Below are 26,400 nucleotides of genomic sequence, written 5' to 3' on the forward strand. Positions count from 1 at the left end.
TTTGATACGCAATGGCCAGAAATATATCAATTAGGCAGGTCAAAAAAAAGTGACGTAGACAAAGAAATTAAAATGAATATAGGAGGAACACCGAATCCATAAGCCCAAAAAATATGAAAACCGGTGTCCTCCTCAAAATGACTTCCATGTCTAACGTGCAACGCACGAGGTTGGGAGATCAGTTTGGAGAGTACCTTATTTCATACCTAAGGTAAATAAATTATCCGAATTAAATGAAATTAATTTTCATTTGCCGTTAGCACGTTTTTTAGCGTGAGAAAAGAATGGGTTATGTGGAGTGCAGTGTGAAAAAAAGAGTGGCTAGAATAGCCACTCTTTTAACGTATAGCAATATATTTGTGAATTTAAAATCGCTTTTTAACAGTGAGACCAAAAGTGACGGGTTCAGAGGCGTAAGCCATCAGCTTGCCTTCTTGAATCGGAACGTCAAAATCTGATCCATTAATGTAATCTTCATCTAGCACATTTCTGCCCCAAATAATGAGATCGGTGTCGTACTCTTCAAAATTAATGAAGAATCTGACGTTCATGAGTGTGTAGTCTTCCTGAAATTTGTAAGGGTCGTTGCTGCTATCTAAATACATATCGCCTGTGTAACTATAATCAACTTGCAAATACGAATATATTCCATCTCCGAGTACAATGTCGCGTTTTACATTGATCATGGCGTAATGTTCAGGCTCACTGCCTATTCTGTCTCCTGAGCGGTCACAATACGGATTCGGATCTGACGGATTCTCCTGACCAGGATCCTGAATACCAGTATGCCAGGTATAGGCTACCCAACAATTTCCACGCTCAAAGCTATCAAACTCAGCTTTGGTGTATGCGTAAGCAAAGTTGATTTGCCAGTTATCGGCAGGTAGCCATGTGATTTCTATTTCCGTACCATAGGTTTCAATATCGCCAGCATTTTGCAAATTAAAACCATTCCCCGTGTAGGTGTTTGCCTGAAAATCCTCAATGGTTGTGTAATGTAGTGCTGCGTTAATTCGGAAATCATAATCGTTGATATCGCGTTTTAACCCGAGTTCAAAGGCGTGGGATTTTTCAGCGTCAAAGACAGGATTGAGTTGTCTTGGATCGTCAGCGGGCAACGATGATATGAAGGCGAGCCTGTCTGTGTTGGTGCCACCAGATTTGTATCCTGTGCTGTAAGATGCGTAGTACAAGCTGTCGTTGCTTGGTTGGTAGCTAAGCTTCAACGTTCCCGTAATTTGGTCATCTTCCAACGTAGGAGGAAGAATATCCGGCCTTGGAGACGTAGTTGAACCAATGAAAGGAAACCCCCAACCTGTGCGTTGCAGCGGCGCGATGGCTGCCAAATCTGCTGCTGATGGCGACTGGCCTGAATTCAAGGCAGCGCCAATATTGCCTAACGCCGTCCCTGCTTCGCTGAAGTTAGCGTAATCAATTTGATTACCGTTTGGATCGAGCTCCTCGAACGTAGTTTTTAAATCTTTTTCTTCATCGGTATAACGCAAGCCTGCCGTCACGGTGAGCGAAGGCGACACGCGATAATCTATTTGACCAAAAAGGGCATAACTTTGGTGTTCCTGTTGGGCTAGGTGAGGAAAGCGAAAGTCGGCACTGGCTCCTTGCGCCAGTGGCGCGATGGTACCGCCAGAAAGCTCGCTGAGTTGATTGAGACCATTTAACACTGGCGCTAGCGGTGATGCGAGCAATTGCGGCAGTATCGCCACATCGAAGAATGTACCAAACTGTGATTGGGTATCTATGATGTAGCGAAGATCGATATCTTGCTCAAAGTAATATAACCCCACAATGGCGTTCATATTTTCTGATGTGTAGTCTACTCTCAGCTCTTGGGAAAATGAAGATTGCTCTGCATCATTCGTTGTATAGAATAAGTCTGCGTCGCTGAAATCGGTATCAATAATATCAATCGAATCAAATGCGCGGTAAGCGGAGACAGATACGAGCGTTAACTCTTCGTTCAGTTGCCAGTTCAGTTCAGCTGAAATACCTTCATCGTCCATTTTTGAAATGGGTAATCTGGAGACTGCTGTCACTCTGGCTGTTAGTGAACGCTCATCAAATAAGGTGGCGCCAAATAACGGACCGGAAAGCAACAAATCGGTACCGGGCATTCCTTCAGGGTTGATTTTGGCGTTGCTAAGTTGGGTTAAGGCTGCACAACAAATTTCGTCGATTTTCCCTTTATCAGCAATAATTCTTAAGGAAATATCATCTGATGGCGTATATAGCGCTTGAATGCGCGCGCCCCAACGATTGCGATCGTTCATGACATTGTCGCCTAAATACACATCATCAACGATGCCATCGCGTTCACTATTAAATCCCGTTACCCGAAACGCGAGCACATCTTCAATCGCAGAGAATGACTTGGCGGCCGCTATGTTTAAAAGTCCGTAGTTGCCAATAGTGGCTTCAATAAACCCATCGTTGTCATGAGTGGGTGCTTGTGAGCGAACGAGCACAGCACCTGAAGCGGTATTTTTCCCGAACAATGTACCCTGCGGACCTCTAAGGACTTCTACCGCAGCGATATCGACAAGGTTATTAATCAGTGAATTCTGTCTGGGACGATAAACACCATCCACGTACAAACCAACCGAAGACTCCAGCCCGAAGTTTTGTGATGATGTACCAATTCCTCGAATAGAAAAACTCGAATTAGTGGCACTTTGGCTTTGAAATGCGCCTAAAGCAGGTACATTCACACGTAAATCGTACACGTCTTTAACTACTGATTCCGCCATTTCGTCACCTGTAAAAGCCGTAACGGCAACAGGGACTTCTTGCAAATTCTGCACGCGTTTTTGCGCTGTTACGGTAATGGTCTCTAAGCCAGCGTTTTTATTGGGCGTGTTTCCATCAACTACAGAAGAGGGCGGCTCGCCTGAAGATTGTGACAGAGCAGGATAGGCCGTTACTCCTAGTGCTATTGCAACCGCAATACTAATAGGGCGCGCCAAACTAGGCGTATTTAACCGCGAAAAAGGAAGCGTATTCATAGGGTGTTCTCAACAACATACAAGTGTTATTTTTACGCCTTTGGTAGCGTGTGCTCATCCTATCCGTTGGTTTTCTAATTGTTCTCATATTTCACCGACAAATGTCGGCTCTAGCTATGTATGGCAAAGCACAAGCTTATAAAAGCAAACTCTACTGCTCTTTTTACGCTATATGCGGGTAATCTGTAAAGTAAACAATAGTTTAATACCCTGACGTCAGAATTGTACTGTTCCTCAGGCTATGACTCGCTTTAATCCATGAATGTAAGCTCTAGCTAACACATGATTTTCTATTTTTAATCTAAATATTTAAGCATCAATAATATTAATTAAACTTATGAAGCAAGAATGCATACTATTTCACTTTGTTTATTAACATTATGGTTACAAATCGGCGGGGAGAGGCATTATGGATTTTGAGTATAGCGATATCACTAATCAATGGATGGAAAAACTAAGTGCATTTATGGACACCCACGTCTATCCCATTGAGAAAGACTACATTCAAACGGTGGCCCAACAAACACAACGCTGGCAAACACCTGATATGATGCAAGACCTCAAACAAAAAGCCAAAGATGCTGGGCTGTGGAATTTATTTCTGCCAAAGGAATACTTGCCCCATGGTGCGGGTTTAACCAATCTTGAATATGCACCGCTGTGCGAAATGATGGGCAGGATTCACTGGTGTGCCGAAATATTCAATTGTAGCGCGCCAGACACGGGCAACATGGAAGTGCTGGCGAAATATGGATCAGACGAACAAAAGGCATCTTGGTTGCTACCATTATTAAACGGTGATATTCGTTCTGCGTTTGCCATGACCGAGCCCGATGTCGCTTCGTCTGACGCCACAAATATTCAGACTCAAATCCGCCGAGAGGGAAATCAATATGTCATAAACGGACGAAAATGGTACACCAGCGGGGCGATGAACCGCGACTGCAACGTTTTGATTGTGATGGGAAAAACCGATTCCGATGCTGAAAGACATCGCCAGCAATCGCAAATCATTGTACCGATGGAAACCCAAGGCGTAACGGTGGTAAGGCCGATGTCTGCAATGGGATATTTTGATGAACCTGTCGGACACGCCGAGGTGGTATTTGATGATGTGCGTGTACCGGCAGAAAATATATTAGTGGGAGAAGGCGAGGGGTTTGCGATCGCACAAGGTCGTTTGGGGCCAGGGCGTATACATCATTGCATGCGTTTAATCGGCTGCGCCCAAAGAGCACTAGACTTAACCCTCGCTCGCGTAGAGAAACGAACAACCTTCGGACAACCACTGTCAAAACATCAGTCTGTAAGAGAGTCGATAGCCTCGATGTATTGTAAAATTGAACAAGCCCGTTTACTTACGTTAAAAGCCGCTGATCAAATGGACAGATACGGTAACAAGGTGGCCAAAAACATTATTGCCGCAATAAAAATCGTTGCACCGAAAATGGCCTGTGAAGTTGTTGATGAGGCAATCCAAATTCATGGGGCAATGGGAACCAGTCAGGACACGTGTTTATCAGCGGCCTACGCGTATGCACGCACTGTCAGGTTGGCAGACGGGCCTGACCAAGTGCACATGATGCAACTGGCGCGTAATTTGGTAGCAGAAGCCAATGACTAACACGAGTTATCCGCCATCTTCTTCATCTGAGATAAACGTGAATGTGCTTGCCGATTATTTATTTGCCCACTTAGATTTAACGCACACTCAGCGAGACTCTATGGCGCTTGAAAAGTTTAGTGGCGGACAGTCAAATCCTACCTATTTGCTGAATGCTAAAGACAAGCGCTTTGTTCTCAGGCGTCAACCTTTCGGTAAGCTGCTCAAGTCTGCCCATGCGGTAGATCGTGAATTCCGTGTGTTAAGTGCCCTCGCTGAAACGAATGTGCCTGTGCCAAAAACGTATCATTTGTGCGAAGACCCGAGCGTGATTGGCAGCATGTTTTATATCATGGAGTTTATTCCGGGCCGCATTCTCTGGGATAGCGCATTGCCAGATGTGAAGCGCCCAGAAACGCGTCGCAGTATGTATCAAGAGATGGTTAACGTCATGGCGGCTTTACATGACGTAGACTTTAAGCAAGTGGGCCTTGAGGATTATGGTCGACCGGGCAATTATTTTGAACGTCAGGTCAGTCGATGGACCAAGCAATATCGGCAATCGGAGTTAACGCGAATTAACGACATGGAAACGCTTATTTCATGGCTTGAGGTAAACTTACCAGCCGATGATGGAGCATTGTCAATTGTGCACGGAGATTATCGTTTGGATAATGTTATTTTCGCGCCAGATTCTCCGCAAATTTTAGCGGTTGTAGACTGGGAATTGTCTACACTTGGACACCCACTTGCCGATTTAGCGTATCAATGCATGCAATTGCGCTTGCCCGCAAATGTTGGGCATGCGCCGGGATTGGGTGGCGTTAACCGAGCTGCACTCGGTATACCATCTGAATCAGAATATCTAGGTTGGTATTGCGAAAATCGGGGAATATCTCATATTGATAACTGGCATTTTTATCTTGCTTTTAGTTTTTTTCGTTTAGCAGCGATTGCACAAGGTGTTGCTAAACGTGCAGAGGCTGGAAATGCATCAAATACGAAAGCTAAGGAAGTCGGCGCACTGGTAGCACCGCTTGCCGCTATGGCAGTTAACCTAATTAATCAGGCATAAAAGGATAATATGGAATGAAAGCAATTGTTTGCCATGAATTTGCTCCTGTAGAACAGCTTTCTTATGAAGAGATAGCTGTTCCTGAATCTAAACCCGGACATGTGATCATTCATGTTGAAGCCTGCGGAGTCAACTATCCCGACGGCTTGCTGGTTGAAGGACTCTATCAAATGAAACCTGATACTCCCTTCGTACCTGGAAGTGAAGTGTGCGGTGTGATTTCATCAGTAGGGGAGGGCGTAACGCACCTTAAAGAAGGAATGCGGGTTATTGCATTAACCATGTTAGGCGGTTACGCCGAGCAGGTCAGCGTTCCAGCAACCCATGTATTGCCAGTTCCTGATGCGATTGCATCGGAAGAAGCCGCTGCCCTAGTCACTGCGCATGCTACCGCTCACCATGCGTTGTTACAAAGAGGGAATATTCAGCCTGGAGAAACCCTTTTGGTCACTGGCGCGGCTGGGGGCACAGGGTTAGCGGCAGTACAAATCGGCAAAGCCCTTGGCGCGAATGTGATTGCAGTATGCTCTACCGATGAAAAGCTGGCATTAGCAAAGGCTAACGGTGCTGATGTGTTAATCAATTACAGTAAAGTCGATTTAAAAGAGGCAATAAAAGAAGCGACAGATGGGAAAGGGGTTGATGTTGTTTATGAGTGCGTTGGAGGAGATACTTTTCACGCTTGCTCAAGAAGTATGGCGTGGAATGGCCGACTGCTAGTAATCGGGTTCGCTGGTGGCGAGATCCCCAAATTCCCAGTTAATCTTGCACTAGTGAAAGGGTATTCGGTAGTCGGCGTGTTTTGGGGGGCGTTTACTCAACACCAACCTGAGGACTTTGCCAAGAACATGAAACAGTTGATGCAGTGGTACATAGAAGGCAAAGTGAAAGTGGTGGTAGACGAAGCGCTGCCTTTGTCAGACGCTATAAACGCGTTAAAAAAGGTTATGGGACGCGAAGTTAAAGGAAAGATGGTACTAAAGCCTTGAACCGAGGTTGAACAGTTATTAGACTGTTCAACTGGTTTAAAAAATATTCCCACCCAGGGAAGGCGAAAAGCAATGTATAAAAATGTGGTAAGTGCATGGAAAGCACTAAACGTACTATTATTAACGATTTGCGTGCTTTTCGCCAACATGGCCGTGGCGTTGTCTATTGCTCCCGAAGGCGGGGCAAATTCTCCTAACGTCGCTTCGCAATCCAACACAAGGCTATCGATTGATGGGAATGATCCGTCTGTAGGGGCGATTTACCTCGATGCGGAGCAGTTCGTGCATGCAAATCTTTATGATGCGATGGCGGCGGTTTGGGCGGTGGATCGAAAGTCATGGAATCAGGTGTTATACGCGCATGCATGTGTCAATAACGCACAATCAATACCTTTGCAGCAAGCCTACCAAGCGCTGTATCCGCTTTTTTCTGAAGCCATGCAAACTCTATCTGAAAGAGCAAACCAGTTTGATTCTGATTTAGAACAAGCGATTTTGGCAGATGTCGCCCAACTGGGGTTTCGCCTGTTTAGTTCTAGTTATGCCCACGGGTATGCAAGGCAAGTGGTTTATACCAACTCGATGTCAGACGGCGTGCAAGAGGAAATGTGTGGCGCCCCTGTGGCAGGTGAGCATATTGGTAGCGTAGATTATGAGCATAGTGTTCAGTGGAGTACTGCACGCTTTCTTAATGATTCGCCTTCCTCCTCATTGCTAGAAGCATCGATGAATGGGTTACTACATCACGCAAATTATGGTTATCAGTCGTTTAAACGTTTTTTAGCACTAGAATATTCTGCGTTTGATGCATTGGTTTATAGTCACGCTTATCAAAATATGCCCGCTTACAATACGTTGTTTGTGCATGTCACTGAGCATGAAAATGTTAAGCGATATACACAAGAATTGAACAAGCAGTTGCCAAGTGAGGTACCGTCGGTATCGGATTATTCAGATTTTGCCTTTTTGACGCTATCATCAGGATATCATTGGGGGACTATGTCTGTACTTGCATTGGTTGAAGAAGAATATCCATCGCTGCATGTTAAAATCAAACGTCAAGCACTAGACGACGTTCGCACCACCACAGAACGCCTTGCAAAGCAGGCTTCTTCTATTTTAGATAAAAATAGTTAACTAATGTGTCAACCAAACACTGACTCCCTCGTTAGCATACATAACAGCCACAGAAATAAGCCCCTTGACGTAGGGACGATTATGCAGAGTAAGAAGCATTGACAGGTCTATGAAACAAACGAAAATATATTTAGCAGTGAGTGTTTGTGAGTAGAAGCGAGTCGGATTCCATCACGGATAAAGTACCAATATCAATAGAGGCTTTTTTACAAGATGTAGAAAAGAAAGCTTATCGTATTGCTCTTTTTTCTGTGCGTGAACACGCAGAGGCGTTAGATTTGCTGCAAGATGCGATGGTTAAACTTGTGACAAAGTATGCGGATAAAAAACCGAATGAATGGAAGCCTTTGTTTTACCGAATTTTACAAAATCGCATCACCGATTGGCACCGACAGCAGAAAGTGAAAAGTTTTATTGGCTTTTTTACTAATAGCGATGGTGAAGATACGACAGAGGATTATTCACATGCAGCTCCCCATTATGATGAGCTTCCTGACCAATCAATGGAAACCTCTCAACAGCAGCAGGCCGTGATGGACGTACTGAAAACACTTCCTGCAAAACAGCAGCAGTGTTTTTTACTGCGTAGCTGGGAAGGAATGTCGGTGGCTGAAACGGCTTTGGCGATGGGGTGTTCCGAGGGGAGTGTTAAAACACATTTTTTTAGAGCGGTTACCAAACTCCGTGCGTTATTAGAGGAGCAACATGATGTCAAAATTTAAATCTGACGATATCGAATCTGTTGTTGTTGAGCGCGTAAATCGCCATCTTGATGCTGAAGTTGATTCACTATCGTCATCAGTGGCTAAAGATATCTCTCAGGCGCGTATGAATGCCTTAAGGCAAGCCCGCACTGAGAAAGAGTCTAGTTGGACATTCACTAACTGGCTACCGAGCTGGCAGGTATCTACGCCTGTAGCAGTTGCTGTTATGGTAGCAATCCTAGTAAGCTATGAGTCTGAAGATCAGATTCCAGCAATACCTTCTACGATGTTTACTGAAAATATTCCCGCAGAAGACCTGGATATGTTAGAGGATTACGAATTTGCCGCGTGGCTTGCTGAACAAGATATTGAGGTTACCAGTTAGCATGGTACTCATGGGAATGGTTTCACCGTCATTGATGTCTCAGTCTGTGTTTGCTGAAGAATATAACGATGAGCGAACAGTGACAGTTGAACCGGATGAGTCAGTGTCTTTAGACTTTTTGGAATTTTTGGCAGAGGCTGAAAATATTGATGGTAAATGGGTTTCGGCTGTCGAGTTTGATGAAACTGCGAAGGTGGAAAACGAACCTATTTATCACCAGTGTGAACAATCCAGTGAAAAATGTATGAATAGCAATGGCAATAAGGAGGAACAATGAGTATTTTTCGTTTGCTTAGTGTTTCTTTGCTAAGTTTATGTATATTTGCCGCTGATGCCACAGAGTGGGAATCTTTGTCTGTGCAACAAAAGCAAGTCTTGAAAGGGTTTGAAGGGCAATGGCAGTCGTTTGATAGCCAAAGACAGCAGCGTCTCGCAAAAGGAGCGAGTCGATGGTTAGAGATGCAGCCTGAACAACGAAAATCGATGATGCAACGCTTTCAACGTTGGCAGGCGATGTCTCCCGAGAAACGAGCGAAACTGCAAGAACGTTTTGCGCGATTCAAGCAATTGCCACCTGAAAAACAAACGCAGGTAAGGTCGAAGTTCCAGCACTTTAGACAAATGCCACCTGAAAAACGGCAGCAACTGAAAGAACAATTTCGAAAGTCTAAACAACAAAATCTTCGTAAACAGGGCGGGCATAAGTCTCGCCCTTCGCCGCCTCCACGACGTCACGATTGATACTACGAAGAAAGTTAAGGGCAGGTCGCCAATGCACCTGCCCAATTAAATTAGAACTGATGGCCCACATTCAGTGACCAAGAGGTTGATGAAACGGTTGTACCAAAATCACGGCTTATCGACACGTCTACTGACCAATCTTCGATAATGTCATATGAAAAATAGGTAGACATTTGACCATAACTCTCACTGCCGACAGCGGCTTGAGCGTTGATCATATTTCGAATAAAGCGATCTTGAATTTGGTTAACATTGCGTCCGTTTCTGGAGACAGCCTCAGACTCATCATTTAACGCTTCGTTCCACCTTACACTGGCGCCAAGCACAACAAAGCGGGAAGACTCAACATGCCAAGCATGAGAAGCAGACAATGACACGCTGGCAAACGTAGAATGTCCTTCGTCGAGTGACGTATTAGAGCGTCGGCCGTCGAAACGGTGTTCACGCTTCTCCCACTCAGCGCGGTGTAGACCCAGCGTACTGCTAATTTGCCAATTATCTAGTTGCCAATCATAAGCGACGGAAGCTGATAAGGAAGGTGCGTCGGTAGCCTGGTCGACTCGCTCACGTCGTTCAAAGTTAGCGTGTAATGTTAGTTCATCTTCCCATCCTGCATAACTGAATGACCATGTCCAATTGTCTAAAAAGTAACTGGCACCTATGCTCCAAGCATGAATGTCTACTTCACCCTCTACGTTACGTGATAGTCGTTTCTTTTCGTTTGCAGTATAAATGTCGGCGGATAAAATCAGGTTGTCTGTGGCGTTAAATGCGCCGTACACTGAATAGCCCCAAGGGGTAAAATCAAAAGAATTGGGACCGGCTGATGCGGTTTGTTCTGATTGGCCTGCACCAATGTAAAGGCTGTGAGCAGAAGCGGTATTTCCACACAAGCCCAGTAAAATAAAGCCAGTCAAATAGGGTATTTTTATTGTTTTCAAAGTGAGTCTGATTTATGTCGCTTAATTAAGTGAGCGATAAAATAACGGACTTGATTTAAAAAGACAAAGCCGATGAGTTATTAAAATTACCTTGGTGATTAAGATGGCTTTATTTTTACAAATTTTTTCTGATGAAGTTGGGCGTTCTTCATGATTAACTCTACTTTTCGCTGTGCATCCTCGAGGGCGCGTTCGACGCTCTTTTCTGACATAATCGCCTTGTGGATTTCAAGCCCGACTTGATACCCGACAGCGGTAAACTCTGGTATGGGAACAAACTGTGTGCCAACACTCGATAAACCTTGTTGCCGAGCTGAGAAAGAGCTTAATGCGCGATATTCAGCCTCTGCATAAGGGAGAGACGAAAAATACGCGTCATCGTAGGTCGATTTTCGTGTGCCTGATGGTACATTTGTCACGCCAAGTTGCGTTTTACACTGTTGAATAAAGGCTTTTGAAGTTAGCCATTTAGCGACTTCTTTGGCTAATGTCTGGTTTTCTGAAAATGCTGATACGCTTAGATTCCAAGACCAAAACCACCTTGCTCCATCTGAGGTGACACCAATAGGGACATCGGTGACATCAAAATAATTACGTACCGAGGTGTTGAGTGATTCTGTAAAATAGCCGGCTAATGATGTTGCATCTATGAAAAAAACGAGATTCCCGTCTGCGAATAATTGCTGGTTTTCTCTCCATCCTTTGTTAAGTAAATCAGGTGGGCCTGCTTCATGAAGCATATCTCGATAGACACGGACGGCATCAACCCAAGGCTTGGTGTTGATAGATGGTCGCCATTGTTCGTCAAACCACTGCCCTCCATAGGCGTTGACTATAATTGAAAGGAGCGCCATATTTTGCCCCCATCCCGGCCGTGTTCTTAACCCGATACCGTATATATTACTTTCTGGCGAATGAACGCGCTTCGCGATTTCTTTGAGTTGTTGATAGGTAAGTGGAGATGGCAGTTCAATTCCTTTAGACGCTAAAATATCTTTACGGTAAAAAAGTGCAGTTGACTCCGCCACAAAAGGAAACGCCCAAATTCGGTTGTTGACGGTGATAGCTTGCTTAACTGCCGGAAAAAAATCATCAAGATCGTAATCTTCATCAAGCGCTGTAATTTCAGCTAGCCAACCGTTTCTTGCCCAAATAGGGATTTCGTAAGAGCCAGTCATGATAATGTCGAAGTGGCTTTGCGACAAAGCAAAATCACCGAGCAAGCGCCGCCGATATACCGATTCTTCCATGATATACCACCTGAATTCTGTTTCAGGGAATTGCTTTTCCAACTCAGGGGTCAGCGTAATCGCGTGATGAATGGCATTGATGTCGGCTACAGAAATATTAATATGTTTGCTTACTGAGGTTGATGGTGATGTCGTAAATATTCCATAGCGTTGCAATATTTCATCAGCGATACCGTTTTGTTTAATTCGCTTCAATCCACGATTAAAGTGAGACAATGTGTTCTCTGCGTCTTCATACTGTTTAGAAATGGCTAAATAGTATTCATTAGGCGTGTCGTTATCTTCGATAAATTCAACTTTGCCGACCAAATAAGGCATTGTATTGATGATAATTTCAGATACGGAATATTTGTCTGAAATGGCATAATCAATCCTCCCAGCTGCTAACATTGCAAGCAGGTTTTCGTGACTTTGTGCATGAACAATGTCGTAATGGCTTGTTAGTTTTTTAACGATAAGGGGTAACACTGCTCCTCTTACCGCACCGATCAGTACGGGACTTTTCGGTGATTGATTAATCTCGGTGTTGATTTCGGTTTTTAGCTGGTCGTAACGTAATTTTAGCAGACCCATTTTTCCTCCAGGAATCGGATCTGAATATAAAAAATGCGTGGTGCCAGTTTGTAGCTTTTGATACGGAAAAATGCCGTTTACTCTACCTGATTCTGCCAGAAATACGGCACGTGCATGAGGAAAAAACTGGATGCTGACATTGTAGTCACTTTCTTTGAACGCTTCTGTTATAAGCTCATTTACATATCCCACGCTAGGATCATCTTGATTGCTGTATGGGCTTACATTTGAGGTTGCTAGCTCAATTGTTTTTCTTTCAGCTATATCAGTATTGGCATTCGCCCAAGACAAGGTTAGAGATGGTAGAAGAAAGACAAATGCTATTTGCTTGAGCCACGATCTATTCATGTACTTGTAAAACACCTTTGAAGAAAACGAATTGGTACTCCTTGCTTGGCGGAATCCCCCAATAAGATCTAGGTGATGAACACTAATTTGTCTATGTTAGTTAACGAAAAAGGGGCGCTAAGGCCCCAGCACATACAAAGGAGGAGAGAAAACGCTGGTTAGATTCCGCTGTCGTCAGAAAGTGAATCAACACAGTTGCGAACAGCTTGGCGCGTAGCGCGGCGGCTGTCAGCATGAGCGGTTAATTCGTCTTCTGATACTTCACCATTTAGGTCGGTATCTAATGCGTTAAATTTGTCAGTCGCACGGCTTTCTGCATGCGAGGTTGCTTCCGATAAATCAATCAGATTGTCGTCATTAGCATCAATGGTGTCGAAACGCTCTTCAGCAGTGAGACGAGATGAAAAATCAGGAACGACAATATTTTCATCACCTGTTTCATCTTTTATGTCTGCTACACAAGCTGCAATATCTTCGGCGATATCAGACAAATCTGGGCGCTCGCGACCACTGCTGGCCTCTTCAAAGGTTAAGCTGCCGTCTGCGTTTGCATCTTTGCGCTCAAATTTGCGGGCAGCTTTGTCAGATGCACCTGTTAACATTTCATCTAACGTAAGGGTTCCACTTTGGTCGATGTCTAAACGCGCAAGCATCTTTTCAACTGATGGTTTTCCATGCTTGTGACCACGCTTGCCATTTTGTGGTGCTTCTTGAGCATGAAGTTGCGCCGCTGCCAGAAAAGAACATGCTGTTACCGTCGCTATCAAAACATGTTTGGCTTTGATCATTTTTGTCTCCTGTCATCATTTTTAATGTATTCAGTAGTAACAACGGGCAAAAGACAAAGCCGTTGACAAAAAAAATTTAAAAAACAAATTATTTTTTAACTTATTGAAATAAAAGGATTATTGTTTTGATATGAATACTTGGCAAGATACATGAGAGCAAAGTCGATAAAAAAGACAGTGTCTGAAGTGCTAATACTACCCAGCACTTCATATATGGGGCTGGGAAATTACCAAGCGCTAACACCGCCATCAACCGCAATGGCCTGTCCTGTCATAAAGGAATTTCCCGGAGACAGTAATAACACCATGGTATTCACAATTTCTTGTGGCTCAGCTAAACGCTTCATTGGACACCCACTTGCCAGTTTTTCGCGTTCTTCAGTTGACGCTAAGCCTTCAACGTTCATTATGTTCGTTGGGCTGAAAAAAGGGCAAAGGGCATTAACCTGAATACCGTATCTGGCATATTCGATTGCTGCCGTGCGAGTGAGACCGACAACGGCATGCTTGGCTGCTGAATAGGCTCCACCTTTCGGTGCACCACCAATACCCGCCATCGAACTGATATTTAAAACATGCCCTCTTTGTTGCTTTAGCATAATAGGAATTTGCGACTTCATTCCAAATAAAACACTGTTTACGTTTACCTGCATTTGTTGATTAATGGTGTCTTCTGTTAACGTATGAATGGGTGACATTTTGTGGGCAACCCCAGCATTATTGACTGCAAAATCTAATCTTTTGAACGAGGCTTCAGCAAGATGTGCAAGCGAGGAGCAGTAGCCTTCGTTACTTACATCACCAACCAATGCCTTCACTTGTACGTCAAACTGTTCGAGGCTTTTAACGGTTTCTGTTAGCGTAGATTCGTTAATGTCTCCCAAAACGAGATTACACCGTCGCTCAGCCAATGCCGTAGCGAGGCGTTCTCCAAATCCGCTTCCTGCCCCCGTTATTAATGCGCATTTTCCTGAAAAATCGAGAAGTGTATCCATGATGTTTTCCTTATTAAGTAGTGGATGTTTGAGCTGATTCTCACAAATAACGCGTGCACGAAAAAAGATCAATACAGAGAAAGTGGGTGTCAACATGAGAAAAAATGATACCTGCATCGCAGGCCTTGTCGCGTTTGAAGTATCACTGGATTTAATTTTTAAGGATAAAATTAATAAATTTGGATGATTAACATCTCGGACATAACATTCTAACAATTGCTTCCACTCAAACTATCTAGACTGAGGCGACAAATGGACTCGAAACAAACTGTCAGTGTAATCAGTGCTGATATTCAGCACGGTGTTGCAATACTTACAATGGATAATCCGCCCGTCAATGCGCTTGGTTTTCAAGTTAGAAAAGGGCTGCAATCCCATATTGTAGACGCGCTTGAAAATGATGGTGTTCGGGCCATCGTGATTACATCTAGATTAGCGCTATTTTCTGGCGGAGCAGATATCGCTGAATTTAAAACAGGCACTGAAGCACCAATGCTACCAGATGTGCTTCAGACAATAGAATCGGCATCAAAACCTGTTATTGCTGTATTAAGTGGGGCGGCATTCGGAGGCGGATTAGAAGTTGCGTTGGCGTGTCATTACCGGATCACGTTTAAAGGCAACAAAGTCGGCTTGCCTGAAGTTAATCTTGGTATTTTACCGGGTGCTGGTGGAACACAGCGTTTGCCAAGGCTCGTCGGCGTTACGAAAGCCTTAGATATGATAGTGTCGGGCAAACCCAAACCAGTCGAATCGCTTAATGGATTGTTTGATCTTATTGTTGATGATCCCGCTTCACTTGACAGCGCCACCCAGCACTTTGTAGCGGAATTGCTTAGTGAGAATCGAGGGCCCAGGCCGTGCTCATCGTTGCCAGTTTCGATACCGCATGACGAGAAGGAAGTCTTTGAGACATATCGTGCAGGAATTAAGAAACAAGCAAGAGGTTTTTTTGCGCCTGAAATGTGTATTCAAGCAGTAGAGGCCTCGACCTTGTTGCCGCTTAGCGAGGGGTTGCAAAAAGAAGCTTCCTTATTTATGTCATGCATGAAAACACCGCAAGCCAGAGCGCAGCAACATTTCTTTTTCGCAGAACGTGCTGCAAGCCATGTGAATGATTACGCGAAAGAGACACCCATTCGCGAGATTAAGAAGGTAGCTGTCATTGGTGCCGGCACAATGGGCGGCGGAATTGCAATGAATTTCGCCAATGCAGGCATTCCTGTGATCTTGCTCGAACTAAAAGATGAGGCATTACAAAAAGGGCTTGGAAAAATACGTGAAAATTATGAGGCTACTGCTCGAAAAGGACGTTTGTCAGCCGAAGATGTGGAATTACGTATGTCGGCTATTCATGGCACGACGGAGTATGCTGATATCACCGATGCAGACCTAGTAATAGAAGCGGTATTCGAGCAGATGGCAATTAAACAACAGGTGTTTAAAACGTTAGATGAAGTCTGTAAGCCTGGCGCAATTTTGGCCACCAATACGTCTACGTTAGATATTAACGAGATCGCGAAATCTACAAACCGTCCTCAAGACGTAATTGGTATGCACTTTTTCAGTCCCGCAAATGTAATGAAACTCCTCGAGGTCGTAAAGGCAGATAAAACCGCGTCAGATGTGATTAAAACAGCGATGATGTTAGCGAAGCGAATTAATAAAGTGGCGGTGTTAGTGGGTGTCTGCTTTGGTTTTGTGGGCAACCGAATGATTGAGCCATATTCAAGAGAGGCAAATCGACTTTTACTTGAAGGCGCAACGCCAGAACAAATAGATAAGGTGCTTTACGACTTTGGGTTTCCGATGGGGCCATTCACAATGGGGGATATGGCCGGATTGGATATTGGATATTATGTTAGGCAAGAGCGACAGGAGGATATCGCTCACGATCCGTCTTACTGTGTGGTGGCAGATAAGTTAGTTGAAATGGGGCGTGTCGGGTTGAAATCTGGGAGAGGCGCCTACCGATACGAAGAGGGAAATCGTCAACCTATTAATGATCCTGACGTGCTAACTATTGCCAAAGAGCAAGCAGAGGCACTGGGCATTCGCCAACGCACTATCTCTGATCAAGAAATAATAGAAAGGTGCTTGTTTCCGCTTATTAATGAAGGGGCGAAAATTCTCGAAGAGGGCATTGCGGCTAAATCGTCAGACATTGATGTGATTTATGTTTACGGCTATGGCTTTCCTGTATATCGAGGGGGGCCGATGCAGTATGCCGATGAGATAGGTTTAGACAAGATATATAACGCGATGGTTGATTATCAGACGACGCTAGGCGAACACGGTAAAACATGGTTTGTCCCGTCTACGCTCCTTAAAAAACTCGCCGAATCTGGCGCGACGTTCGCGTCATTGACACCCACATCGAAGTAGGGGAACTGACTATGAAAGAAGCCGTTATTGTATCAACAGCACGAACACCCATCGGACGGGCCTACAAAGGTGCCTTTAATGATCTTGAGGCGCCCTCTTTAGGAGGCTTAGCCATAGCCGAGGCCGTTAAACGAGCCAATATTGAAAGCGCTGAGGTCGATGATGTTGTGATGGGCTGTGCGCTGACGCAGGGCAGCGGAGGTATGAACATTGGCCGGTTGGCTGCACTTGCGGGAGGACTTCCAGTTACCGTTGGTGGCATGACATTAGATCGCCAATGTAGCTCTGGTATGTTCGCGATTGCGACAGCTGCTAAGCAAATTGTGTCAGATAATGTTCCAATTATGGTGGCTGGCGGGCTTGATTCAATCTCACTCATTCAAAATCAATCCATGAATATGCATCGCGCCGTTGACCCAGCATTGGTTAAACAGCATCCACACATTTATATGCCCATGTTGCAAACTGCTGAAATTGTCGCAAAGCGGTATGGCATTTCGCGAGAGGCGCAAGATGTATATGCACTTCAAAGCCAGCAACGTACTGCTTTTGCGCAGCAGGAAGGATATTTCATGGATGAAATTTTTAGCGTTAGCACGGAAAAATTGATCTTAAACAAAGAGACAAAAGAGACCACGCGTGAAACTGTGACGCTTAGCAAAGATGAAGGAAATCGACCTGATACCAATGCACAGGGGCTCGCAGCGCTAAACCCGGTTGTGGAAGGGGGGTGTATTACTGCTGGAAATGCGAGTCAGTTATCTGATGGTGCATCTGCTTGTGTCTTGATGGATAGCCAGCTAGCTGAGCAGCGCAATATTAGCCCATTAGGTATTTATCGGGGCATTGCGGTAGCTGGATGTGAGCCAGATGAAATGGGAATTGGCCCTGTGTTTGCTATTCCTAAACTACTAAAGCGTTTTGGGTTAACAATGGACGACATTGGTCTTTGGGAACTTAACGAGGCGTTTGCCGTGCAGGTACTGTATTGCCGAGACAAATTGGGTATAGACAATGACAAACTTAATGTAAATGGTGGCGCTATCTCAATTGGACACCCATATGGCATGAGTGGAGCTCGTATGGTAGGGCATGCCTTGATTGAAGGTAAGCGCAGAGGCGCAAAATATGTGGTATGCACAATGTGTGTGGGCGGTGGAATGGGCGCAGCCGGTTTGTTTGAAGTGATTTAGGCTAAGAAATAGCCGCAAAAGATAGGTTAGTTACTATGCAGAATTTTAAATCTCCTGTAAGAGATACAAAGTTTGTTATGAATGAGTTACTCGGGTTTGAGCAACACTACGCTGAACTGGGTTTCGAAGATGCGTCACCTGACATGGTTGAGGCAATTTTTAATGAAGCCGCTAAATTTACAGACAACGTGCTTGCCCCAATCAACGCGATAGGTGATCAACAAGGCTGTAAATGGGAAGATGGTGACGTTACAACGCCTGATGGGTTCAAAGAGGCTTATCAGAAGTATGTTGAAGGTGGCTGGCCATCAATGGCACACCCCGAAGAATTTGGTGGGCAGGCTTTACCCTACTCGTTGTCGGCATCAATCGCTGAGTGGTTTTCTGGTGCAAACCATTCTTGGGCAATGTACCCAGGTCTCAGTCAGGGGTGTATGGAAACCCTTAAAGCGCATGGAACATCAGAGCAAAAGGCTCGGTTTTTACCTGCACTAATATCAGGTGAATGGACGGGCACCATGTGTTTAACTGAACCACATTGTGGCTCAGATTTAGGCATGCTGAAAACCAAAGCGGAACCTAATCAAGACGGTTCGTATAAACTAACAGGGACTAAAATTTTTATTTCTGCTGGTGAGCACGATATGTCTGAAAATATCATACACATTGTGCTGGCTAGGTTGCCTGACGCGCCACAAGGCACCAAGGGTATTTCGTTGTTTATTGTGCCAAAATTTAACGTTGATGATGATGGCAGTAAAACCGATCGAAATGCGGTTCATTGCGGTTCGATAGAGCACAAGATGGGAATCAAAGGCAGTGCAACCTGCGTAATTAATTTTGATAGTGCAAAAGGCTATTTAATTGGCGAGCCTAATCGTGGCCTGAATTGCATGTTTACGTTTATGAATATGGCCAGAATTGGAACAGGGTTAGAAGGGTTAGCAGGGACTGAAGCCGCATTTCAGGGAGCGTTAGCCTACGCCAAAGATCGTCTTCAATTCCGCTCACTGACGGGGAAAAAGAACCCTGATGGTCCGGCAGACCCAATTATTGTACATCCCGATGTCAGGCGCATGTTACTCACGCAAAAAGCATTTCGCGAAGGGAATCGAGCACTCGCTATATATTGTATGAAGCTGGTTGACCAAGGCCTTTACGGAAGTGATGAACAGCAAAAGCACCTTGCAGAGGCAAAACTCGCTTTGTTGACACCCATAGTAAAAGCGTTTTTAACGGAGACCGCTCAAGAAACTACCAGTTATGGTATGCAAGTTTACGGGGGGCACGGTTATATTGCTGAGTGGGGAATGGAGCAGCTAGCACGAGACACTCGAATTTGTACTATGTACGAAGGGACGACGGGCATACAGGCTATAGACTTACTTGCGCGAAAAGTGTTGGGTTCAAATGGTGAACTATTAAAAGTTTTCGGACAGGAAATTAGAACCTATTGCCAAAGTTTACGAGACAAACAGCAATTCAATGCGTGGGCGAATGCCGTGGAGTCTCATCTTGATGAATGGTTGCAGCTAACCGCAGATATTGGAAAGCAAGCAGCGAGAAATCCAGATGAAGTAGGAGCTGCTGCGGTAGATTATTTGATGTATTCAGGTTATGTAACGGTAGGTTATTTGTGGTTGAAGATGGCCGTAGTCGCTCAAGAGAAAATAGATTCGGGTTCAAATGAAGTAGACTTTTACCAAGCCAAATTACAAACAGCTGCATTTTATTTTGACCGATTGCTTACGCGCACCCGCTCACTGGTCTCGGCAATGCAATCGGGCGCGGATAACTTAATGTCTATGGATGAGTCGTTATTTTTAGTGGATTAATTCTGAGGTAATCAGGCCAATCATAAATAGGGTGACGGTATGCAAAAAGACAATATAGAAGCTGGTATCGCGAATCTTACAGGCACAACGATGCATTATCTGGCTTCTGGAAACAGTGAATCTGATACGGTATTGATCTTTTTGCATGGTTTTCCCGAAAATGCTTATGCTTGGCATAGGCAGTTGGCTTTTTTTTCAAAGGAATATTTGTGTATTGCGCCTGATTTACCAGGTTTTAATGTCGCTGATAGCAAACACGATGCTGCTTTCTATTCAATATCGAATTTAGTCAGTGTTATGGTGGAGTTTATTTCGCATATTGCGGATGGACGACGCACTTTTCTAGTTGCACATGACTGGGGAGGGGCGATTGCCTGGCCTTTGGCTGCATTTCATGCCTCTTTGCTGTCTGGTCTTGTTATTATAAACGCCGCGCATCCAACCACCTTTACTCGTGAAATGATGACAAATGCTGAGCAGCAACGGCGAAGCCATTATATTCATACATTAATTGCGGAAGATGCCGTTGAACGCATTCAACAGAATAACTGCGAGTATTTGCAAAATATGCTCCAGAAAAGCCGTAGCATAGGGGAGTTCGGTCAGGAGGAAATTGAAGAGTATAAAAAGGGTTGGTCTAACGTAGAGACGTTATCCTCGATGCTTAATTACTATAAAATGATGCCACAAATACCTCCTTTGGAATCCACTAACGTGAGAAGTGATACAGACTTTCATTTACCCAATATACGCGTTGGGACACCCACTTTAGTGTTATGGGGGATGAAAGATCGTGCTTTTGTTCACGATGTGCTTGAAGGGCTGGATAAGTATGTATCTACAATGACAATAAAAACCTATGAACATGGGAGTCATTGGGTCCACCATGAATTATCTGATGATGTTAATCGAGAGATTAAGCGTCATGTGGATTTGTGCTTGTATTAAGTGAGCAAGTTAAGACTTTAGTCACCTAGCGTGTGCAGCGTTTTCAATGTAATCATCACCAAATTCATATAACTCATTGTTTTTTTTAGAAGTAGGGAGTAGGCATATCGCTCGAATACGCATATTGCCTTTCATTTTGAAGCTTAAGCGACGTGGGTGTCTACATTTTATCTAATGTGGGTGTCCACTTTTAACGGGGGCTAATCAGGTGTTTGACTTTTGTGGGTATTCCCTTTTTAACAGGACAATTCGGAGGTGTCTGAAAAACTAAAACGGCGACCTACAGGCCGCCTGATACATTTATCGTCAAGCGCATCTTTTCTATTAGATACGGTCTTTGAGCACTGCTGCGATAGGCGAGGCATCAAGCCCATTTTCAGACACCCATGCGGTTAACGTTTTGCCATCATTTTCAGGCTTGGCCAGGTCTTTTTTAGGCATCTTTTTTATTAACAACGTGCCAGTTTCCACTGCATTACTTAACATTGCGGTGCGAATAAGACTGTTTCCGCTACAAGACACACCCGCGTAATAATCCTGAAGTTTCAAACGGTAGTCTGATTGTACCTTCTTCATCTTTTTGCGAAGCTCGCCTTTGTCATCTGATTGAACAATATTACAGATGTTTTGGAGGGCTGCGTTTACGTCTGCATGAGCAGTTCCAGAAATTGTGGTAAGTGATGCAGCAATTAGAAGAGAAGTCTTTAAGCTATTTTTCAACATGGCTCAATTCCTTTTAAATTAATCTGGTTGTTTTATGTTCGACGCCAGTATTAAACAAAAATAAATTGATTGAAAAAAGAGCAGGGGTGATACATGGGTATGCAAAGTAATAACTATTGTGTGTAAGAGGGGCAAATGTAGGGAATGTTTGGCTTATTCACAAATGATACCTTCATATTACTGAAGACGACACACAGAATCTTGTCGGAGGCTTTATAAAAGTTATAAAGCCTCGTTAGCGTTTAGCTGACGTTATGGAGAGAATGCTTTTGCGACTTCCAATATTTGATCTCTCATCCAAATATGTGCATGGTCATGATCTGCGCTGACATGCCAATATAGATAATACTCAATAGGGTTGACGGTAAAGGGCATTTCATAAATCGCAAGGTCATAATGTTTTGCGAGATGATAGGGGATGCAAGCAATCAGGTCCGTTTTTACGATAGCGCTGGGGACGGTGAGAAAATGCTGCCCTCGCATATATACTTGACGTTTCTTTCCAATTTTATCGAGTGCGATATCAATGGGGCCAGCACCACTTTTCCTGTGTGAAACGTTGATATGACCTAATCTAAGGAATGTATCTAAATTAAGCCCTTGTCGAAGATCAGGGTGGTTCTTCCTAGCTAACACGACGAATCGATCTTCGGCTATCTTCTGTTTGTGCAAGTGTGGGTCTGTAAATGTTGATGCATCAGCAAAAAAATCGAGTGCGCCGCTTGCCATGGCGCCAACGACCTCGCCCCTAGGAATTTCATAGTTTGACAAGGAAATTCCTGGTGCCATGTGCTGAAGTCTGGCTAGTAACCTTGGCATAACACTCGCCTCTAGCAGATCACGCGTCGCGAAATGAAAAGCCTTTTCAGCAGTTTCAGGAACGAACACGTGGCTATCTTGAACACTTTTTCTTAATAGCGATAGTGCTTCTCTTGCAGGGCCAATAATATTTTGCGCAACGGGAGTGGGCGTCATGCTATGGCCAGTTCGCACGAAAAGCGGGTCATTTAACATTTCCCTTAAACGAGATAGAGAATTGCTTACAGCTGGTTGCGTAATACACAACACGTCTGCTGCTTTTGTTAGGCTGCCAGCGGTGTAAATGGCATCAAATACAGCAAACAGATTAAGATCGATGCGGTTAAGATTCATAAGTACAACATTCCTGTAAACTTAGCGACAGTTTATCACGCCTGAACTATTAGTCATCTTAATGAAAGATTATACATACTATTCATTAGGTTAATAGTAATCTTCTCTCTAAACTTTAAAGTTCAACTTAAGAAAAGTGGGTGTCTACAAATGAATGTGAATAATTTATCGGTGGGGGACGTGCTTCCTGAAAGTGACTGGATTGAAATTACGCAGGCCCAGATAGACCAATTCGCTGAAGCAACCGGAGACTTTCAGTGGATTCATACATCTCCTGAACGATGCATAACACATAGTCCTTTTGGTGTAACTATTGCGCACGGCTTCCTCACCGCTTCACTGATACCTTCTAGGTTCTATGAGATGGTGACGATTAACGGAGAAACTGACATGTTGGTGAATTACGGAATTGATAAAATTCGTTTTCTAGAGCCTGTTCGTTGTGGTGACTTAATAAAATATCAAGCCTCATTAAGTGAGATAATAATTAAACCTACTGGTAAATTATTTGCGTTTGAGATTGAAGTGCGTATTAAGGATAAATCGTCTTTAGCAATGGTAGGTACCTTTTTATCATTACTTGTGTCTAAGAGGTCAGACCATGCCAAAAATGAATAATAACAAATAAATAACATAAAATTTACATTGGGTTTTCTCCCCCGTAGTATGAAATTGAAGGCATAGATTAGTGACTGACTATTTTTATGCAATTGGGAGTGTTAGACGTTGAATGGATGAATCTGGCATTGCTTCTTAATAAGCTGCGATATGAACGCCTATCGTTTTTTCTGGTTATATACACTCCCTTATTAATACAAAAATATCAATCAATAACAGTTTTGTCTCTTTGAGGTATGGGTGTCTGAGTCAAAACTGAAATTTGATTTTGGGGAGACAATATGACTTTACACACTCGCCTTACAACGATCGCTGTTGTTGTTGCCACACAGCTGTTTGCTTCTACCTCTACTGTATCTGCGCAAGCGTCAAATAGCGCTGATTCTGACCGAGAATCAGATGTTGAGTTAATTATGGTTACAGGTAGCTTTGTTAGACGAAGCGAAAATTTTGAGTCACCGTCGCCGCTCGCGGTTGTTGATAGTGTTGATATTGATGCCATTGGTGCAAAAAATATTAGTGATATTACGCAAACGCTGACTATTAATACGGGTTCACAGAATAATCCAGATGCATTTACGCAAAATGCAACGGCTGGAACATCCAATATTAACCTAAGGGGGTTGGGGGTTTCGTCTACTCTGGTTCTTTTAAATAATAAAAGACAAGTAGTCACAGCACAGCAGACTAACGATGGATTAAACTTTGTAGATACCAGTTCGCTTGTACCAATGATTGCTATTGGACGAATGGAAGTAGTGAAAGACGGTGCTTCAGCCTTATATGGATCTGACGCAGTTGCAGGCGTGGTTAATTTCATAACTAAGAAAGATTATGATGGCGCGAAAGTGACGCTTGATTATCAGGATGGTAAATATGGTAATAATCGAGAGTACATCATTCAAGGATTGTGGGGCGCTAGCGGAGATACTGGCAGTGTTATGGCCGCCATTAGTTATACTGATAGAGCCCCTATGTTTATTGGCGATCGGCGTTTGAGTCGACCACAAGATGATACGAGTACATTGGGAAGTCCTGGAACTTTCTTTTTGAATGGGACCCCATTTATCGATCCAACTGGTTGTGCTGAATTTGGAGGTTACCCTCTCCTTCGTGCGCCAAGTGGAACCGTGCCCAATCTAGATATAGGGTATTGTAGATTTGACTTTGGCAATACCTATTCATTTGTTCCAGACGAAACCCGCGTGAGTAGCTATGTTAAAGCGGTATATGAACCTTCCGATATGCTTAGTTGGACCACGGAAATCAGCTATGCTAGGAATCGAGCAGAGAGAGGAGGCTCACCGAGTTTTCCTATTTTAACCTTCCCCACCGTTCCTGCTGATCATCCGTCTAACCCTTTTGGAGCTCCGGTTTCTTTCTTTGGGAGGGCGTTGGGTAACGGGTATCCGGGCGATCCTGCTAATACAGAATCAGACACCTTTCGTTTGAGTACGATGCTGCAAGGTGAGCTAGATAGTGGCTTCTGGGAAGTGAGTTATACCACGGCGCGTAACGATTTTCTTTATTGGGTAAGAGATACATTAAACGCAGATCTTAATCTAGCATTGAATGGGTTAGGGGGCATAGGTTGTAACCCTGTAACGGGTACACCAGGTCAAGGTAATTGCGAGTATTTTAATCCGTTTGCCACTTCATACACAACCATGCCAAATTCTCAGTCAGTGATTGACTCGATTACCGCAACTCAAATGATTGATTCCAAAACGGATTTGCAGGTACTTGAGGCATTTGCTTCTTTTGGCTTGTTTGAATTAGGCGGCGGTGAAGCGGGTTTAGCCTTGGGCGCGCAATATCGGGATGAAGAGTTTGATCAAGATTATGATTCTCTATCTAATCAGGATGCGTTTAATTTTGTAATAGGTAGTCCTGATACACAAGGTACGTTAGATGTCTGGGCTGCATTTGCAGAGCTTGCGTTGCCAGTCACCGCTGATTTGGATGTTCAGTTAGCCCTTAGGTACGAAGAATACGGCGGAAATGTGGGGGATACCCTAGACCCCAAAGTGGCTGTCTCTTGGCGAGTGATGGATGAGTTTTCCATTCGAGGGTCATATTCAACTTCATTTAGGGCTCCATCAATTTTTCAACGGGATGGCTCCGCTACGGCATTAAACCAAATGATTGATCCGCTTAATGGCTCTATGTCTTTTGCAGCGACCCGTTTATCAGGGAGTGAAGAACTTAAACCTGAGGAATCAGAAGCGACAAATATTGGCTTTTCTCTTGAACCCATTGATGACTTGTCAATTGAGTTAGACTTTTGGCGGTTTAAATTTGAGGATTTGATTATCCAAGAAAATTACCAAGCAATCCTAAATGCCAATCCTCAAAACCCAGATCGTGTTGTTCGTGCTGGTGATCCGCTTACAGGTCCGTTACTGAGAGTAAACACGAACTTTGTTAATGCAAGTTCACTTAGAACGCACGGTATTGACTTGGTGGCAAGCTATAAAATGGATACTGCTTGGGGGAGTGTGACACCCAGCTTCAATGCCACCTACATTACAAAATATGAGCTAAATGACCCGCAAGCGGGCATTATTGATGGTGCCGGGCGGCGTAACTTTAGCAATATTGGGGTTTCCACTCCAGAACTACGATACAACCTAGGCTTAAGTTGGCAAGCAGACATTCACTCTGCGCATATTTTTGTCCGCTATATTGATAGTTATTTAGATGATCAGAATTGCGCAGATGGTTCACCTGCCACCGAAGGATGCCCGAATGGACTCCAAGAAGTGGACAGCCATACCACAATTGATGCCCAATACAATATTGATCTTGGTGCAATATTTGAAACAGAGACCACTTACGTTTTAACGTTGGGAGGCATTAATATCACTGATGAGGATCCACCTCAGTTATTCACAAATAGCGGATATGATTCTAAAGTGCATGATCCTAGGGGAAGACAGCTCTATGCAAGGTTGGCGATAGAGTTCTAATCTTTTTGGCTCCAGCTTTCTGCTGGAG

21 protein-coding genes are annotated in these 26,400 nt (G+C 44.0%); 14 read left to right on the forward strand and 7 right to left on the reverse strand.

Features of this window, described 5'->3' with window-relative positions:
- Positions 1-365: 365 nt before the first annotated feature.
- On the reverse strand, positions 366-3,020 hold the full coding sequence (locus tag OE749_RS03550; protein ID WP_263710990.1) for a TonB-dependent receptor: 2,655 nt from the start codon (positions 3,018-3,020) through the stop codon (positions 366-368).
- Between the two features lie 409 nt (positions 3,021-3,429).
- Between OE749_RS03550 and OE749_RS03555 the strand changes: the two genes are divergently transcribed.
- The 8 genes from OE749_RS03555 (at position 3,430) to OE749_RS03590 (ending at position 9,654) form a co-directional block, all read left to right on the forward strand.
- Entirely contained in the window at positions 3,430-4,644 is a 1,215-nt protein-coding gene (locus OE749_RS03555; RefSeq protein ID WP_263710991.1) for an acyl-CoA dehydrogenase family protein, read from the forward strand.
- Complete coding sequence (locus OE749_RS03560; protein ID WP_263710992.1) at positions 4,637-5,698, forward strand: phosphotransferase family protein; 1,062 nt, start codon at positions 4,637-4,639, stop codon at positions 5,696-5,698. Before OE749_RS03555 ends, OE749_RS03560 begins: the two co-directional genes overlap by 8 nt.
- Before the next feature lie 14 nt (positions 5,699-5,712).
- The gene (locus tag OE749_RS03565; RefSeq protein WP_263710993.1) at positions 5,713-6,687 is read left to right on the forward strand and encodes an NADPH:quinone oxidoreductase family protein; all 975 of its coding nucleotides are present in this window, start codon (positions 5,713-5,715) and stop codon (positions 6,685-6,687) included.
- A 72-nt stretch (positions 6,688-6,759) separates the two neighbouring features.
- Positions 6,760-7,824: a hypothetical protein gene (locus OE749_RS03570; RefSeq protein ID WP_263710994.1), complete on the forward strand. Its 1,065-nt coding sequence runs from the start codon at positions 6,760-6,762 to the stop codon at positions 7,822-7,824.
- A 146-nt stretch (positions 7,825-7,970) separates the two neighbouring features.
- Positions 7,971-8,546 (forward strand): RNA polymerase sigma factor, encoded by a 576-nt coding sequence (locus tag OE749_RS03575; protein WP_263710995.1) that lies wholly within the window; start codon positions 7,971-7,973, stop codon positions 8,544-8,546.
- Entirely contained in the window at positions 8,530-8,913 is a 384-nt protein-coding gene (locus tag OE749_RS03580) for a DUF3619 family protein (protein WP_263710996.1), read from the forward strand. The genes OE749_RS03575 and OE749_RS03580 overlap by 17 nt, the downstream gene beginning before the upstream one ends.
- 1 nt (position 8,914) lies before the next feature.
- Positions 8,915-9,190 carry a hypothetical protein gene (locus tag OE749_RS03585; RefSeq protein WP_263710997.1) on the forward strand — a complete coding sequence of 92 codons (276 nt, stop codon included), beginning with the start codon at positions 8,915-8,917 and terminating at the stop codon, positions 9,188-9,190.
- Positions 9,187-9,654, forward strand: coding sequence for a DUF3106 domain-containing protein (locus OE749_RS03590; protein WP_263710998.1), 468 nt, complete (start codon positions 9,187-9,189; stop codon positions 9,652-9,654). Before OE749_RS03585 ends, OE749_RS03590 begins: the two co-directional genes overlap by 4 nt.
- A 50-nt stretch (positions 9,655-9,704) precedes the next feature.
- On the opposite strand, the gene OE749_RS03595 is transcribed toward OE749_RS03590, so the two are convergent.
- The 4 genes from OE749_RS03595 to OE749_RS03610 all read right to left on the reverse strand — a co-directional run bounded on the left by OE749_RS03595 (position 9,705) and on the right by OE749_RS03610 (position 14,549).
- On the reverse strand, positions 9,705-10,595 hold the full coding sequence (locus tag OE749_RS03595) for a hypothetical protein (protein ID WP_263710999.1): 891 nt from the start codon (positions 10,593-10,595) through the stop codon (positions 9,705-9,707).
- Between the two features lie 98 nt (positions 10,596-10,693).
- Positions 10,694-12,766, reverse strand: a complete 2,073-nt coding sequence (locus OE749_RS03600) for an extracellular solute-binding protein (RefSeq protein WP_263711000.1) — start codon at positions 12,764-12,766, stop codon at positions 10,694-10,696.
- 158 nt (positions 12,767-12,924) lie between these two features.
- Positions 12,925-13,554, reverse strand: coding sequence for an EF-hand domain-containing protein (locus tag OE749_RS03605; protein ID WP_263711001.1), 630 nt, complete (start codon positions 13,552-13,554; stop codon positions 12,925-12,927).
- 227 nt (positions 13,555-13,781) lie between these two features.
- Positions 13,782-14,549: an SDR family NAD(P)-dependent oxidoreductase gene (locus OE749_RS03610; RefSeq protein ID WP_263711002.1), complete on the reverse strand. Its 768-nt coding sequence runs from the start codon at positions 14,547-14,549 to the stop codon at positions 13,782-13,784.
- Positions 14,550-14,801: 252 nt separating this feature from the next.
- Between OE749_RS03610 and OE749_RS03615 the strand changes: the two genes are divergently transcribed.
- The 4 genes from OE749_RS03615 to OE749_RS03630 are packed head-to-tail and all read left to right on the forward strand — an operon-like array spanning position 14,802 to position 20,910.
- A complete protein-coding gene (locus tag OE749_RS03615; RefSeq protein WP_263711003.1) occupies positions 14,802-16,934 on the forward strand; it encodes a 3-hydroxyacyl-CoA dehydrogenase NAD-binding domain-containing protein in 2,133 nt (710 codons plus the stop codon).
- Between the two features lie 11 nt (positions 16,935-16,945).
- Entirely contained in the window at positions 16,946-18,127 is a 1,182-nt protein-coding gene (locus OE749_RS03620; RefSeq protein WP_263711004.1) for an acetyl-CoA C-acyltransferase, read from the forward strand.
- A 35-nt stretch (positions 18,128-18,162) separates the two neighbouring features.
- Positions 18,163-19,962 (forward strand): acyl-CoA dehydrogenase C-terminal domain-containing protein, encoded by a 1,800-nt coding sequence (locus OE749_RS03625; RefSeq protein WP_263711005.1) that lies wholly within the window; start codon positions 18,163-18,165, stop codon positions 19,960-19,962.
- Between the two features lie 39 nt (positions 19,963-20,001).
- On the forward strand, positions 20,002-20,910 hold the full coding sequence (locus OE749_RS03630) for an alpha/beta fold hydrolase (protein WP_263711006.1): 909 nt from the start codon (positions 20,002-20,004) through the stop codon (positions 20,908-20,910).
- Between the two features lie 324 nt (positions 20,911-21,234).
- Here OE749_RS03630 and OE749_RS03635 read toward each other — a convergent pair whose 3' ends face one another.
- Positions 21,235-21,633 (reverse strand): DUF3718 domain-containing protein, encoded by a 399-nt coding sequence (locus OE749_RS03635; RefSeq protein ID WP_263711007.1) that lies wholly within the window; start codon positions 21,631-21,633, stop codon positions 21,235-21,237.
- A gap of 252 nt (positions 21,634-21,885) precedes the next feature.
- Positions 21,886-22,785 (reverse strand): LysR family transcriptional regulator, encoded by a 900-nt coding sequence (locus OE749_RS03640; RefSeq protein ID WP_263711008.1) that lies wholly within the window; start codon positions 22,783-22,785, stop codon positions 21,886-21,888.
- Between the two features lie 150 nt (positions 22,786-22,935).
- Between OE749_RS03640 and OE749_RS03645 the strand changes: the two genes are divergently transcribed.
- Positions 22,936-23,403 carry a MaoC family dehydratase gene (locus OE749_RS03645; protein WP_263711009.1) on the forward strand — a complete coding sequence of 156 codons (468 nt, stop codon included), beginning with the start codon at positions 22,936-22,938 and terminating at the stop codon, positions 23,401-23,403.
- 281 nt (positions 23,404-23,684) lie between these two features.
- A complete protein-coding gene (locus OE749_RS03650) occupies positions 23,685-26,372 on the forward strand; it encodes a TonB-dependent receptor plug domain-containing protein (RefSeq protein WP_263711010.1) in 2,688 nt (895 codons plus the stop codon).
- The last annotated feature ends 28 nt before the right edge of the window (positions 26,373-26,400 follow it).

Source organism: Fluctibacter corallii (assembly GCF_025751585.1).
Classification (GTDB): Bacteria; Pseudomonadota; Gammaproteobacteria; order Enterobacterales; family Alteromonadaceae; genus Fluctibacter_A; species Fluctibacter_A corallii.